The sequence below is a fragment of the Kineococcus endophyticus genome, assembly GCF_040796495.1.
Classification (GTDB): Bacteria; Actinomycetota; Actinomycetes; order Actinomycetales; family Kineococcaceae; genus Kineococcus; species Kineococcus endophyticus.
Genome location: NZ_JBFNQN010000004.1, coordinates 118,721 through 132,519, shown reverse-complemented (window position 1 = coordinate 132,519; position 13,799 = coordinate 118,721). Strand labels below are relative to the sequence as shown.

Below are 13,799 nucleotides of genomic sequence, written 5' to 3'. Positions count from 1 at the left end.
GGGCGGGATCAGACGCCGACGCCGACCCGGTCGACGGCCTCCTGCAGTTCGCGCAGCCGGGGCAGGGCGCGCGTGCTGAGCATCTCCTCGCGGACCGCCGAGGACACCGACAGGCAGTCCTTCCACAACGAGCGGCCGGCCATCGCGCCGCTCGCGCCGTGGGCCACCGCGGTGCGGACCTGCTCGATGAACGTCGTGTGGTCGACGCCGGCCGAGAGCACGGCCCACGGCACCCCCGCCGCGGCCTCGGTGACGGCCGCGCAGGCCTCGGCCGACCCCGGGTAGGGCAGCTTCAACACCTTGGCGCCGGCCTGCACCGACAGGCGGGTGGCGTCGACCACGAGCTGCGGGAACCGCTGCGCGTACTCCTCGGCGGTCTCGTCCTCGAGCTGGTAGGTCAGGATCTCGACGATCAGCAGCACGCCCTCGGCCGTGCACGCCTCGACGAGCTCACGGACCTGGCGGACGACCTCGGAGTCCACGCCCTGACGGTCGGGCCGCATGTACCAGAGCATCTTCGCGGCGTCACCGCCCAGGTCGCGGACGGTGCGGGGCGTGACGCCGTCGCTGAACCTGGTGTACCGCAGGCCGTCGACGAGGTCGAAGCCCGAGGCGTCCATGCCGACGACGAGCGCCGTGCCGTCCAGGACGCCGTCGTCGACCAGTCCGGGCAACGCCACCTCGGGGTCGAGCAGGATCGCGGGCCCGTGGCTGGCGAGGTGGCGCACGAGGTCGCCCTTGACCTCGGCGAGCTGCTCGCGGGTCACGGAACCGGGGCCGTCGGGGGCGTCCTCGAGGACCGCCTTCATGCCGTTGCGCTGGTCGGCGGCGACGATCAGCACGTGCCCCTCGGCGGTGCTGATCCGGGCCAGGGCGCGCTTCTCGAGGGTGGTGAGCTCGTTCACGGTGGTGCTCCTCTGGGCGTGGGGTGGTGGGAGTGGTGGGTCAGGCGGGGACGGGCCGGGGCGCGCCCCAGACGTCGAGCAGTGCGGCCAGACCGCGCTGGTCCTGCGCGCCGGTGGCCGCGAGCGCGCCGAGGACGGCGGCTCCCCGGCAGCCGGGCAGCTGCACGGAGGAGAAGGTGAGCCGCGGGATGACCTCGCGCTTGAGGGCGCTCACGCAGGTCATGCCCGTCCAGCCGCCGCTCGTGACGGCGGCGGAGTGGGGTCCGACGACGGACTCGACGAGGGTGAGGAGCGCGGTGATCTGCTCGCCCACGTGGTGCAGGGCGGCGGCCAGCACCTCGGCGGGGCCGGCCTCGCGCTCGACGACCACCTGGACGTCGTCCCCGCCGCGGCCACCGGCGACGACGCGCACGCCGGGCCCGGGTCGGGGGGTGGGGGCGGCCGCCTGGGCGAGGGCTCGGCGCAGCTCGCCCTCGCCGCGACCGCCGCCCGCGGCGCCGGTGAGCGCCAGGACGCGGCGCAGGACGACCCCGGCGCTGACGCCGCCGAGGACGGCCTGGAGTCCGTCGAGCACGTGGGCCCCCACGGAGACGCCCGCGGCGGCGAGGCGGGCGCGGTCGGCGGGAGTGACCCGGACGTCGACGGAGCGCAGCAGCACGTCCGCGGTCCCGGCCCCGTTGAAGAGGTGCCCCGGGTGCACCGCACCGGCGCCGACCGCCGCGACGGGGTGGTCGTGCCCGGCCACGGTGAGCACCGCGCCGCGCAGGCGCGCGTCGACCCCGTCGGCGGTGACGGTGCCCGCGCTCGTCCCCGCCGGCCGGGGCGGGGGCAGGAGGTGGCGGGGCAGGCCGAGGGCGTCGGCGACGTCGTCGGAGGCGACGCCGCGGACGGTGTCGAACAGCCCGGTGCGCGAGGCCAGGGAGGGCTCGGCGACGCGGTCGCCGCCGAGGGCGGCGACGACGAACTCGGGGACGCTGAGCCAGGTCGAGGACGAGGAGACCTCCCACCCGTGGCGCCGTCCCCAGGCCAGCGTCGCGGCGCTGGGCTGGGAGTCGGCGCGCAGACCGGTGGTGGCGGTGAAGGCGTCGCGGACCGCGGCCGGCAGTGCGGCCACCTCGTCCCGGCCCCGGGGGTCGTACCAGGCGACGACGGGAGCGGCCTCCGCCCCGGAGGAGTCGAGCAGGACACCGCTCTCGGCCATCCCGGTGACGCCGATCGAGACGACGCGCCGGTCCTCGTCCAGCCGGGCCAGCAGACCGTGCAGTGCGGTGAGTGCCCCGGCCAGCAGAGCCGCTCCGGAGGTCTCGCTCCGCCCTGCAGGCGACGTGCTCCACGCGGTGGCGGTGTCGTGCACCGCGAGGACCGTGCCCACGTCGTCGTGGGCGACGGCCTTCGTCCGCGTCGACCCGACGTCGAGACCGATGTGCAGTCCGCTCGCCATGACCGTCCCTCCCGTCCACGGGTCCCGCACGCTGGGTGCCGCGGATCGCGCCACAGCCCATGTCATCGATGTCATGGGCGCGGAGCACTGTCTATGACATCGGTGTCATGCGTGTCAAGGGCCCACCCGTCCCCGCGTGAAAAACACCCTTTCCGCCCCTCCGGGGCGAGGTTGCGGGGCGGAAGGTGTGCTTCCAGCCCTGTGACGGGGCGCTCGCGTTGACCCCCGAGGCGGGCGGTCCCTACCCTTTGGACCGGTCCACCGCCCTGATCCCCGCCTCTCCGAGAGGACAGAGATGTCCCAGCCCGTCCGCTTCGCGCTCATCGGCACCGGCCGCATCGGCCAGGTCCACGCCGCCTCGATCCACCGCAGCCCCGACGCGGTCCTCACGGTGGCGGCCGACGCGATCGTCGCGGGGGCGGAACGCACGGTGGCGCAGCACGGGGGCCGGGCCACGGCCGACGCGCTGGAGGCCATCGCGGCCGACGACGTCGACGCCGTCGTCATCGCGTCCCCGACGCCCACGCACGTCGACCTGCTCTCCGCGGCACTGGACGCCGGCAAGGCCGTGCTCTGCGAGAAGCCGATCGACCTCGACATCACCCGCGTCGACGCCGTCCGCGACCGCGCCCGCGCCGCGTCGACGCCGGTCGTCCTGGGCTTCAACCGCCGCTTCGACCCGCACTTCGCCGAGCTGCGCCGCCGGGTGCAGGCCGGCGAGGTCGGGCGCCTGGAGCACCTCGCGATCACCAGCCGCGACCCCGAGGCGCCGCCTTCGGACTACGTGCGGGTCTCCGGCGGCATCTTCCGCGACATGGCGATCCACGACTTCGACATGGCCCGGTCCTTCGTCCCCGACATCGTGTCGGTGACGGCGGTCGGCCTGCGGCAGTTCGACGCGGGGATCTCCGAGGCGGGCGACTTCGACGCCGCGGTCACCACCCTCGTCGGCGCGGGCGGGGAGTCGGTCACCATCACGAACTCCCGCCACAGCGCCTACGGCTACGACCAGCGCATCGAGGCCTTCGGAGCCGACGGCCTGCTCGAGGTCGGCAACGTCACCCCGACCCTGGTCCGGTCCTCCAGCGCGAGCGCGAGTTCGGTCGGCGAGCCGTACCGGCGGTTCTTCCTGGAGCGCTACCGCGACGCGTACGAACTGGAACTGGCCGCGTTCGTCGCGGCCGTCCGCGGGGACCTCGCCCCCGGGGTTCCCGGGTTCGAGGACGGCCGGGCGGCCCTCGTCCTGGCCGACGCCGCCGAGACGTCGGCCCGGGAGGGCCGCACGGTCGCCGTCGACCTCAGCTGACGCCGGGGGTCACGGGGCGGTCGGTGTCCGTCGCCCCGTCGCGGACGGTCTGGGCGGGCACCTCCGCCGGGCCGTCCGCGCCCTCCTCGTCCTCGCCCTGGACCTCCCCCGCCGGGGCGGTGCTCGACAGCGGGACCTCGGGCAGGAAGAACGCGATGACCGTGCCGAGCAGGAACATCGGGACGAGCCAGAGGAAGATCGGCACGAGCGAGTCGGCGTAGGCGCCCACGACCCGGTCGGCGACGTCCCCCGGCAGCGACGCGACGAGCGACGGCGTGAGGCTCGAGGCGCTCTCGGCCGAACCCCCCAGCGCACCGCCGAGCCGGTCGGTGAGGCGGCTGGCGAACACCGTCCCGAGGACGGCCGTCCCGACCGTGACCCCCAGTTCGCGGAACAGGTTGTTCGAGCTCGTCGCCGTCCCGATCTCCCGCGGGCTGACCGCGTTCTGCACGGCGAGGACGATGATCTGCATGAACAGGCCGAGCCCGGCGCCGAGGATCCCGACGTAGAGGCCGACGAGCACGAGCGACGTGGAGACCGTCAGCGTCGAGAGCAGGAACATCGCGACGGCGGCGGTGGCCGTCCCGGCGATCGGCAGGACCTTGTAGCGACCCGTCTTCGTCACCGCCGCACCGGAGGCCAGGCTCGTGACGAGCAGACCGGCGACCATCGGCAGCAGCAGCAGACCCGACTCGGTGGCGTCGACGCCGTAGACCATCTGCAGGTACGTCGGCAGGTAGGCCAGCGCGCCCATCATGCCCGCGCCGACGACCAGGCCGAGCAGCGTCGTGACGACGAACGTGCGGTTGCGGAAGAACCGCAGGGGGATGACGGGTTCGGACGCGCGCCGCTCGACGAGGACGAACGCGACCGCCGCGACCACCGTCCCGGCGATCAACCCGACGACGGTCGGTGAACCCCACGCGTACTGCGTTCCGCCCCAGCTCATCACGAGGACGAGCCCGGTGCTGGCGAGGGCGAGCAGCGCCATGCCGGCGTAGTCGATCGCCGCGCTGTTGTGCCGCTTCGGCAGGCGGATGGTGAGCGCGGCGACGGCGAGGGCGACGAGGCCCAGCGGAAGGTTGATCCAGAACACCCAGCGCCAGTCGACCGAGTCGGTGAGCCAGCCGCCGAGCAGCGGTCCGGCGACGGCGGACACGCCGAACACGGCACCGATGGGGGCCATGAACTTCGCCCGGTCCCGGGCCGGGACGACGTCGGCGATGATCGTCTGGGACATGATCATCAGACCGGAACCGCCGAGGCCCTGCAGGAACCGGAACCCGACGAACTCCAGCATGCTCTGCGAGAAACCCGCCAGCGCGGACCCGAGCAGGAACAGCGCGATGGCGACGAGGAACAGGCGCTTGCGGCCGACGAGGTCGCCGACCTTGCCGTAGACGGGCATGGCGATCGTGATGGCGAGGGTGTAGGCCGTGATGGCCCAGCTCATGTGCTGCAACCCGTCGAGTTCTCCGACGATCGTGGGCAGCGCCGTGCCGACGATGGTCTGGTCGAGCGAGGCGAGCAGCATGACGAGCATCAGGCTGGCGAAGATCCAGCCGATGCGGGGCCTCGCCGCCGCGGTGGTGGTCACAGGGTCCTCCGGTCGGTGGTGGTGAGGGTGCGCAGGGCGGCCCATGCCGCCCGCGTCGAACTGAGGGGGTCGGGTTGCCGGCCGTCGATCCAGCTGGTGCCGCTGACGCGGGCGAGGGCGCCGGCCACGGCGGCGACGGTCCGCGCGGTGAACTCGTCGACGTCACCGCGCGCCGTGACGGCCGCGGCCAGCGCCTGCTCGCTCGCGGCGATCCGGGCCAGCAGGCCGGGCAGGAGGTCGGGGGAACCGTCGACGAGGCGCATGACGCGCAGTGCGCGGTCCCGGTCGGGGGTGTCCTGGGCGGCCTGCGTGGCGAAGAGCTCCTCGAGCGCGTCGAGCAGCGGCGCCGGCGAGGCGGTGAACGCCTCCAGCGCGCCCGGGCGCCAGGCCATCGCGTCGTGGAAGAGGGCCTCGTCCTTGGTCGAGAAGTAGTTGAAGAACGTGCGGCGGGAGATGCCCGCGCGCGCGGCGACGTCGTCGACCGTGACCTGGTCCCAGCCGCGCTCGACGGCGAGGTCCAGGGCCGCGGCGGCGATCTCGGCCGTGGTCTCGGCCCGTCGGCGGTCTCGCAGGGTGAGTGGGTCGTTCACGGTTCAAGTTTGCACTCAGTGCAGAGCGTGCGTCAAGTGCAATGCCCCAACGCCCACCGCAAGGCGTCCGGGAGGAGGACCCCGGCGTGCTGCGGGCTGTGGCCGCCGTCCCCGACGACCAGGCGCACGTCGTGCCCGGACTCGGCCAGCGAGGCGGCGACCCGGAGGTTCTCCGCGAACCAGTTGCGCTCGGGCCGGTTCCAGCCGAGGTCCCGGTGCGCGGCCTGCAGGAACCACCGGACGGGGCGGCGCGCGCCGTCCGCGAGGAGCCGCGGGTAGGGGTTGCCGCCCGGCATCTGCGCGAAGCTCGACAGGAAGCAGACGGCCTGCCCGAAGCGGTCCGGCCGGTGCCAGGCGGCGGTGAACGCCGCGTTCCCGCCGCTGCTGCCGCCCACGACGACGGCGTGGGCCGGGTCGTCGGACAGCCGGTGCTCCCGCCCGACGCGGGCGAGGACCTCGTCCACGAGGAAGCCTGCGTAGCGGTCGTCGGCGGCGTCGTACTCGACGTTGCGGTTCACCGGCTCCGGCCCCTCGCGCACCCCGGGGTCGACGAACAGCCCGATCGTCGGGGGCACCGCGCCGGCGGCGACGAGGTTGTCCAGGACGACCGCCCCGCGCACGTCACCGTCCGGGTCGAGGTACCACCAGCCGTCGTCGAACACGGCGACGGCCGCCGGCCGGTCGGGGTCGAGGCCGGCGGGGACGTGCGTCCACACCGTCCGGCTCGTCCCCGGGTACGCCTCGGCGTCCAGCCGCCACGCGGTGGTGACGCCGCGGGGAACCCCCGGACGGGGCGAGGAGTCGGGTCCGTGGGCGTAGCGGACGTCCGAGAGGTCTTGCGGGAGAGGGCGGTACGGGACGGTCACCGTCCGACCCTGGCACCGGACGGGACGTCCCGTCGACGGGGTTCCGGCGGCCCGTCGGGGCTCATTCGGGGTGGCGGTACAACTCGGTGACCAGGTCCACGAGGTCGTCGACCCAGCGGGCCGGTTCGTCGCGCCACCACGCCAGCCACACCGGGACGGGCTCGGCGTCGAGCACCGGCCGGTACACGACCCCGGGCCTCGGGTGCTGGAACGTCGTCGCCTGCGACGTCAACCCCACGGCCTGACCGGCGGCGATGCACGTCAACCACTCGTCGCTGCTGTGGGTCTCCCGCATCGCCGTCGGGGCCGCCTGCGCCGGCCACAGGTCCTGCGTGGTGGTGCCCGTGCGCGCGTCGACGGCGACGGTCTCCTCGACGAAGTCCCCCAGCCGCACCGACCGGCGGCGGGCCAGCCGGTGGTCGGACGGCAGGGCGGCCCAGCGTGACTCGGTGCCCACGAGCGCGGTCTCGAACCGTCGCCCGTCCAGGCGGCGACGCGTCACGGCCACGTCGGCGGACCGTTCCAGCAGTCCCGCCGTCGTGGTGTTGACCTGGACGAAGACGAGCGACGACCCCGGCTGCTGCGCGGCCCACCGCCGCTGCGCCGATGTCGTGTGCTGTCCCAGCGCCGCCCAGGCGTAGCCGACGTGCACCTCGACGCCCGCCGACGCCCCCGCGGCCTGGCCGCCGCCGCGGGCGATGGCCTCGACCTCGGCGAGGACCCGCCGAGCCCGCACGGTGACCGCCTCGCCCGCCTCGGTCAACCGCGCTCCACGGGGGACGCGCTCCACGAGCCGGACCCCCACCTGCCGTTCCAGCGACGCCACGAGGCGGGAGACCGACGCCTGGGAGGTGCCCAGCGCGATCGTGGCGTCGGTGAAGGTCCCCTCCTGCGCCACGGCCACCAGGGCGCGCAACTGCCGCACCTCCACCGAGGGGTCGGGGTTCGAAGGCCCCCGTTCTGCCATGCGCCGAGCGCATGGCAGGGACGTGGCGTGCATTTCGCGGCAAGCGCGGGGATGACGAGCCTGGAGGTCATGGACACCTCCACCGGCTGCACCAGCCCGGCGGCCACCCAGGTCACCCGGGAGACTGCCGCCCGGCCGTGGACCGGAGTGCTCACCGCCCTCACCGGCGCCGGCAGCAACCAGGTCGGCGCCGCCATCGGCGCCCAGGCGTTCACCGCGATCGGCCCCGCGGGCGTCGTCGCCGTCCGCCAGCTCGTGGCCGCCGCGGTCCTGCTGCCGGTGGCCCGGCCGAAGCTGCGCTCCCTGACCTGGTCGCAGTGGTGGCCCGTCCTGCTGCTGGCCGCCGTCTTCGCCGGCATGAACCTCTCCCTCTACACCGCCGTCGAGCGGATCGGGCTGGCCCTTGCCGTCACGCTGGAGTTCCTCGGCCCCCTCGCCGTCGCGCTCGTCGCCTCGCGCAGCCGCCGCGACGGGCTGACCGCCGCCCTGGCCGCGGTCGGGGTGTACGTCCTGGTCCTCCCAGGGCCGGCCAGCGACCTCACCGGGATCGCGCTGGGCCTGGCGGCCGCGGGCTGCTGGGCCGGGTACATCGTGGTGAACCGACTCGTCGGGACTCGTCTGGACGGCCTTCAGGCCCCCGCCCTGGCGAGCGGGCTGTGCGCTCTGGGCTACCTGCCGGTCCTGCTGCTGACGACCACCGTGGCCTCTTGGACGCTCCCGACGGTCGTGCGGTCGCTGGCCACCGGCCTGCTGTCCTCGGTGGTGCCCTACGCCGCGGACCTCACCGCCCTGCGCACCGTTCCGCCGCGACTGTTCGGGATCCTCGCCAGTGCCCAACCGGTCCTGGCCGCCCTCACCGGGCTGCTGCTGCTGGGCCAGCACCTCCAGGCGCACGAGTGGGTCGGCATGGCCGTCGTCATCACCGCCAACGTCGTGGCGGTCACCGGTGCGGCCGCGCACCGGCGGGGCTGATCCCTAGGGTTCGTCCTGGCCGGCGAACCAGTCGGCGTACTCCGTCGTCCGCGCCAGGTGCCGGGTCAGGTCGGGGGCGCCGTCGTCCCACCACACCGGACCCCGCTCCCCCAGGCCGTGCTTGGCGGCGTCGACCCGCGCCCGCGCCGCATCACGGGAACCGTCGTCGGCGGCGTCACGCTTCGCGCGGCGGGCGGCCATGAGTTCGTCGACGAGTTCCTGGCGCCGCTCCTCCGGCAGGTCGGGGTTCGTCCGCCGCCACAGCCGACCGCGGACGACGAGGTAGCGCCCGTCCGGGGTCACGAGGGGTTCGGCCACGGGAATGATCCTCTCCCCCACAGAGAATGAACGACTGCTCAGGGCACCGAGGTCGGGGCGACCTCGACGGCCAAGAAACGGAAGTCCGCGGCAGGGGAATCGAAGTGGGAGTAGTCGCGCCAGTTCATCTCGTACCGACCCGCGAGTTCGAGGTCGTTCGCGGGGAAGTCACCGTCGCCCCATGCCAACGCGCCCTGCATCGTCACCCCTTCGTGGATGCGGTACGCCCGGTCCCGCGTCGTCGTCGCGGCCGCCGTCGGAGGTCGCCACAAGGACGCCACGTTGGTCAACATGACGGCGATCCCGTTCTGCGACGGCGAGCTCGACGCTTCGAGCCGGGCAATGTCCCTGACGAAGTTGAGGCGGGCCAGGTCAGACGCGGCGTGCTCTCTGAGCATGAAGGCCTCGCCTGCCACGTCGACCTCGAGGCGGCCCGTGAAGTACTTCAGCTCGATCGCCGTGGACGACGAGTCGGGGTCTGTCACGACCACGTCGACGTAGCTGGAGCGTCCGCCGCTGCGTACGGGGACCTCGAGCCGGACACGCCACGTGGGCCGCATCCGCGCGAAGCGAGCGGCAAGACTGTGCTGGAAGTCCGCCTCCGAGTGGAAGACGGGTCTTTCCTGCGCCAGACCCGTGAGGATGTCGTCCAGCTCCAGATCTCCAGCGATGAGGCCCATGTCCTGCAGCCTGCCGCGGGGAGCCGACGCGTCCAACCGCACTCGTGTCGCCGACGGCCGGCCCCCTCGCGGGAACCGGCCGTCGCGGGCGAGCTCAGTGGACGGGCGTGCGCGGCCCGGGGACGACGGGCGGGCGCCGCACGAGCAGCGACAACCCCAGCGCCACGAGCGAGATGATCCCGCCCCACAGGAACGCGGCCTGGACACCGTCGGCGACGGCGTGCAGGGCGTCGGTGCCGGCAGCGAGGCTGTCGGCCGAGCGCGTGGACAGGACCGTGACGAACAGCGCCGTCCCGGCCGCGCCCGCCAGCTGCTGGACGGTTCCGACCGTGGCGGACCCGTGGGCGTACAGCTCCGCGCGCAGGGAACCCAGCGCCGAGGTGAACAGCGGGGTGAACATGAACGCCAGCCCCACGCTGAGGATCGTGTGGACGACGACGACCATGCCCGCGGGAGTTCCCGGGTGCAGCGTCGTCAGCAACCACAGGGCCCCGCTGACGAGGACCGCGCCCGGCGTCACGAGGGGTCGGGGGCCGAAGCGGTCGAACAACCGGCCGACGATCGGCGACAGGATCCCCATGACGGCCCCGCCGGGGAGGAGCAGCAGACCCGTTTCGAGAGAACCGAGCTGCAGCACCGTCTGCAGGAAGATCGGCAGCACGATCAGGGTCCCGAACAGGCCCATGAAACTCGTGACGAGCACGATCGTCGACACGGTGAACGAGCGGTTCGCGAAGACGCGCAGGTCCATGAGGGGCGTCGACGTCCGGGTCAGGCGGAGCTGACGCACGACGAACGTCGCCAGCGAGGCGACCCCGACGAGGACGGGGATCCACGGCGCGACCGGCGCGTGGCCGCTCGCGGACTCACCGATGCTCGACAGCCCGTAGATCAGCCCGCCGAAACCGACGGCCGACAACGCGAGCGAGAGGACGTCCAGGCGCGCGGGACGCGGGGTCGTCACGTTGCGGACCTTCCACGCGCCGGCGCCGAGGGCGAGGAGCGCGATGGGCAGGACGATGATGAACATCCACCGCCAGGACAGCGAGTTCAGGATGATCCCGGAGATCGTCGGGCCGATGGCCGGGGCGACGGAGATGACGACGGAGATCATGCCCATCGTCCGGCCGCGGCTCGCGGCGGGGACGAGGGTCAGGGCCGTCGTCATGAGGAGCGGCATCATCACGGCGGTGCCGCTGGCCTGGACGATGCGCCCGACGAGCAGCACGCCGAACCCGGGAGCGACGGCGGCGATGGCGGTCCCGAGGCTGAACAACCCCATCGCCGCGACGAAGACCTGGCGCAGCTGGAACCGCTGCATGATGAAACCCGTCGCCGGGATGACGACGGCCATGGTGAGCATGAACCCCGTCGTCAGCCACTGACCGGTGGCGGCCGTGATGCCGAGGTCGGCCATGAGCCGCGGCAGCGCCACACCCATGATCGTCTCGTTGAGGATGACGACGAAGGCGGAGACGAGCAGGAGCCCGATGACGGTCGCGTCGCCGGGGGCGAGGCGGTCGCGCTCGCCGGGGGATCCGGGCGCGGCGGTGGGCGGTGCGGACGCGACCGGCTGCAGGGTCGCGTCCTCGTTCGTGGACATGGGTGAGGACTCCTCGTGGTGGTGACAGTCACAACCCTACTGGCAGTCGCTGCCAACTCGTCAGTCGATATCCTCATTCCGTGACCACGACGACCCCCGCCCCCGACCTGCGCGAGCGACGCCGCCTCGCCACCCAGGCGGAGATCGAGCAGGTGGCCCTGGACCTGTTCGCGCGCAACGGCTCCGAGCGGACGACGGTCGACGACATCGCCGCCGCGGCTGGGGTCTCGCCGCGGACGTTCTTCCGCTACTTCGGCACCAAGGAGGACGCCGCCCTCGGCGCGAACCGCGCCTTCGACGCCGCCCTGGCCGCGCGCCTGGAGGACCGGGTCGGCTCCTCCACGTCCCTGGGCGACCTCGAGGACTGCATCGCCGACGTCCTGACGGCGTTCACGGCCGAGGCGGGCTCCATCGAGCGGATGCTGCGGGTGCGGTGCCTCGTCATCGAGGACGCGGGCCTGCGCAGCGCTCTCCTGCGCCTCGACGCCGAGCAGACCGCCGCCTTCTTCGCCCGCATCGCCGCGGCGACCGGGGCGCCGACGGTCGACCTGCGCACCCGCGTCGTCGCGGAGACGCTCGGCGCCGGGCTGCGCGCCGCCCTGGACGACTGGGCCGCCCGCCGCGACCAGGGCGAGGACGCCGACCTCGTCGCCACGTACCGGCGCACCTGCGCGACCCTGCGCGACGTCACCGCCGCCTGACCCGCCCCCACCACCGCCTGACCGACCCACCCACTCCCGCGTGGAAAACACTCTTTCCGCCCTCGGAACGCGTGTTCCGAGGGCGGAAAGAGTGTTTTCCACGCGGGAGCAGGACGGTCCGTGGCGGCGCGTGGCGGGCGGGCGTCAGAGGGTGAAGGCGGCGGTGAGCTGCTGGAGGCGGGCGGCCGCGCGGGAGACGTCGGCCGCGGTGGTCGCCGTCTGGTGGGCGCCGGACGTCGTCTGAGTGGCCGCCGACGCCACCCCGGAGATGGTCACGGCGATCTCCTGGGAGCCCGTCGACACCTCGCTGACGTTGCGGACCATCTCCCCCGTCGTCGCGGACTGCTCCTCCACGGCGGCCGCGATGGTCGACTGCAGGGCGTCGATCTGCGTGATGACGTTCCCGATGCGCGCGATGGCCGCCGAGGCCTCCTCCACGTCCGCCTGGGTGGCACCGACGCGGGCGGTGATCGACTCGGTGGCACGAGCGGTCTGACCGGCCAGCTCCTTCACCTCGCCGGCGACCACGGCGAACCCCTTGCCGGCGTCGCCGGCCCGCGCGGCCTCGATGGTCGCGTTGAGGGCCAGCAGGTTCGTCTGAGCTGCGATCGAGGTGATCAGCTTCACCACCTCGCCGATCTCCCGGCTCGAGGCCGACAGGCGCTGCAGGGTCTGACCGGCCCCCTCGGCGGCGCTGACCGCGGAGGCGGCGGTCGCGGACGCGTCCGCGGTGGAGGTGGCGATCTCGCCGATGGCGGCGGTCATCTGCTCGCCGGCGGCGGCGACCGTGCCGATGTTCGCGCTGATCTCCTCCGCCGCAGCGGACACGACCTGCGCCTGCGCCGCGGACTCCTCGGCGCCGGCCGAGAGCTGGGTGGCGACGGCGGACAGCTCCTCGCTGGAACCCGCGAGCACCTGGGCGGTCGCGGTGATCTCGGTCATCGTCGTCGCCAGCGTGTCCATGGTCTCGTCGACGGCCTGGGACAACCGGCCGATCTCGTCGGCGGCGGCGTACCCGACGCGCTGGTCCAGCCGACCCTGCGCCAGCCCGCGGACGACCTCGGCGGTCCGCCCCAGCGGGCGGGTGATCGAGCGCGCCACGAGGACGGCGACGACGGCGGCGGCGACGAGGGCCACCGCCCCGAGGCCGAGGAGCAGCCACAGCGCCTCGCGGTAGCGAGCGGCCCCGAGCGCCGAGGTGTGCGTCGCGTTGTCGACCTCGGCCTTCTGGATCCGGTCGAGGGTCGTGTTCATCCGGGTGGCCAGCGGCAGCAGGTCGCGGTTGCGCACCGTCTGGAACCCCGGCAGGTCGCCGTTCTCGGCCGCCGTGACGGCGGGCCCGCGCAGCTGGCGGAACGAGGCGAGGTCCGCCTGGAAGGAGTCGCGGTCGGCCTGGGTGGAGACGGGGAACGTGTCGAGGTACCCCTTCCAGCTCGCGTCGAGCTCCGCGTCGTCCGCCGCCATCGCGCTCCGGGCGCTCGCGCGGCCCGCCGCGTCGGTGGCCAGGCCCATCGAGGTGACGTCGAGCCGCGTCTGGGCGACGCCGTACTTCACCAGGCCGCTGTACTTGACCCCCGGCACCACGACGTCGGACATCGACGACACCGTCGCCTGGGACGTGTGCAGGGTCTGCAGCCCCAGGCCGACCGCCGCCACCAGCAGCAGGCAGACGGTGCCGAAGCCCAGTCCGAGCTTCGTGGTGATGGAGAGGTCCCGCAGTCGTTTGGCCATGCACAAGGTTTCGGCCGGTGAACGAGACGGTTGAGGCCTCAACAGTGTGTCGGACGACAATCGCCCGTACGGGCGAATCGGTACCGGTTCCGGCGGGCTTCACCACGCCCCCCGGAGGATGC

The 13,799-nt window shown here is 73.6% G+C and carries 13 protein-coding genes; 3 read left to right on the top strand and 10 right to left on the bottom strand.

The window, feature by feature from the left end; all coding sequences use genetic code 11:
* Positions 1–8: 8 nt before the first annotated feature.
* The gene (locus tag AB1207_RS06735; protein WP_367637147.1) at positions 9–905 is read right to left on the bottom strand and encodes a tagatose-bisphosphate aldolase; all 897 of its coding nucleotides are present in this window, start codon (positions 903–905) and stop codon (positions 9–11) included.
* A 40-nt stretch (positions 906–945) separates the two neighbouring features.
* A complete protein-coding gene (locus AB1207_RS06730; protein WP_367637146.1) occupies positions 946–2,346 on the bottom strand; it encodes an FGGY family carbohydrate kinase in 1,401 nt (466 codons plus the stop codon).
* Between the two features lie 295 nt (positions 2,347–2,641).
* On the opposite strand from AB1207_RS06730, the gene AB1207_RS06725 reads away from it, so the two are divergent.
* Positions 2,642–3,652: a Gfo/Idh/MocA family protein gene (locus AB1207_RS06725; RefSeq protein WP_367637145.1), complete on the top strand. Its 1,011-nt coding sequence runs from the start codon at positions 2,642–2,644 to the stop codon at positions 3,650–3,652.
* On the opposite strand, the gene AB1207_RS06720 is transcribed toward AB1207_RS06725, so the two are convergent.
* The 4 genes from AB1207_RS06720 to AB1207_RS06705 all read right to left on the bottom strand — a co-directional run bounded on the left by AB1207_RS06720 (position 3,645) and on the right by AB1207_RS06705 (position 7,672).
* Positions 3,645–5,294 carry an MDR family MFS transporter gene (locus tag AB1207_RS06720; protein ID WP_437178881.1) on the bottom strand — a complete coding sequence of 550 codons (1,650 nt, stop codon included), beginning with the start codon at positions 5,292–5,294 and terminating at the stop codon, positions 3,645–3,647. The two genes, AB1207_RS06725 and AB1207_RS06720, sit on opposite strands and share 8 nt — an antisense overlap.
* Positions 5,246–5,839 (bottom strand): TetR/AcrR family transcriptional regulator, encoded by a 594-nt coding sequence (locus tag AB1207_RS06715; RefSeq protein ID WP_367637141.1) that lies wholly within the window; start codon positions 5,837–5,839, stop codon positions 5,246–5,248. The genes AB1207_RS06720 and AB1207_RS06715 overlap by 49 nt, the downstream gene beginning before the upstream one ends.
* Positions 5,840–5,871: 32 nt before the next feature.
* Entirely contained in the window at positions 5,872–6,705 is an 834-nt protein-coding gene (locus AB1207_RS06710) for an alpha/beta hydrolase (RefSeq protein ID WP_367637140.1), read from the bottom strand.
* Between the two features lie 61 nt (positions 6,706–6,766).
* Positions 6,767–7,672, bottom strand: a complete 906-nt coding sequence (locus AB1207_RS06705) for a LysR family transcriptional regulator (RefSeq protein WP_367637139.1) — start codon at positions 7,670–7,672, stop codon at positions 6,767–6,769.
* A gap of 69 nt (positions 7,673–7,741) precedes the next feature.
* On the opposite strand from AB1207_RS06705, the gene AB1207_RS06700 reads away from it, so the two are divergent.
* On the top strand, positions 7,742–8,644 hold the full coding sequence (locus AB1207_RS06700; RefSeq protein WP_367637137.1) for an EamA family transporter: 903 nt from the start codon (positions 7,742–7,744) through the stop codon (positions 8,642–8,644).
* 3 nt (positions 8,645–8,647) lie between these two features.
* Here the strand turns inward: AB1207_RS06700 and AB1207_RS06695 are convergent, their stop codons facing one another.
* From AB1207_RS06695 to AB1207_RS06685, 3 genes are all read right to left on the bottom strand, one after another.
* Positions 8,648–8,962 (bottom strand): hypothetical protein, encoded by a 315-nt coding sequence (locus AB1207_RS06695; RefSeq protein WP_367637135.1) that lies wholly within the window; start codon positions 8,960–8,962, stop codon positions 8,648–8,650.
* A gap of 38 nt (positions 8,963–9,000) precedes the next feature.
* Positions 9,001–9,642 carry a hypothetical protein gene (locus AB1207_RS06690; RefSeq protein WP_367637134.1) on the bottom strand — a complete coding sequence of 214 codons (642 nt, stop codon included), beginning with the start codon at positions 9,640–9,642 and terminating at the stop codon, positions 9,001–9,003.
* Positions 9,643–9,736: 94 nt separating this feature from the next.
* Positions 9,737–11,245, bottom strand: a complete 1,509-nt coding sequence (locus tag AB1207_RS06685) for an MDR family MFS transporter (RefSeq protein WP_367637132.1) — start codon at positions 11,243–11,245, stop codon at positions 9,737–9,739.
* Between the two features lie 80 nt (positions 11,246–11,325).
* On the opposite strand from AB1207_RS06685, the gene AB1207_RS06680 reads away from it, so the two are divergent.
* Positions 11,326–11,946 (top strand): TetR/AcrR family transcriptional regulator, encoded by a 621-nt coding sequence (locus AB1207_RS06680; protein ID WP_367637131.1) that lies wholly within the window; start codon positions 11,326–11,328, stop codon positions 11,944–11,946.
* A gap of 144 nt (positions 11,947–12,090) precedes the next feature.
* On the opposite strand, the gene AB1207_RS06675 is transcribed toward AB1207_RS06680, so the two are convergent.
* Positions 12,091–13,677 carry a methyl-accepting chemotaxis protein gene (locus tag AB1207_RS06675; RefSeq protein WP_367637129.1) on the bottom strand — a complete coding sequence of 529 codons (1,587 nt, stop codon included), beginning with the start codon at positions 13,675–13,677 and terminating at the stop codon, positions 12,091–12,093.
* Positions 13,678–13,799 lie beyond the last annotated feature (122 nt).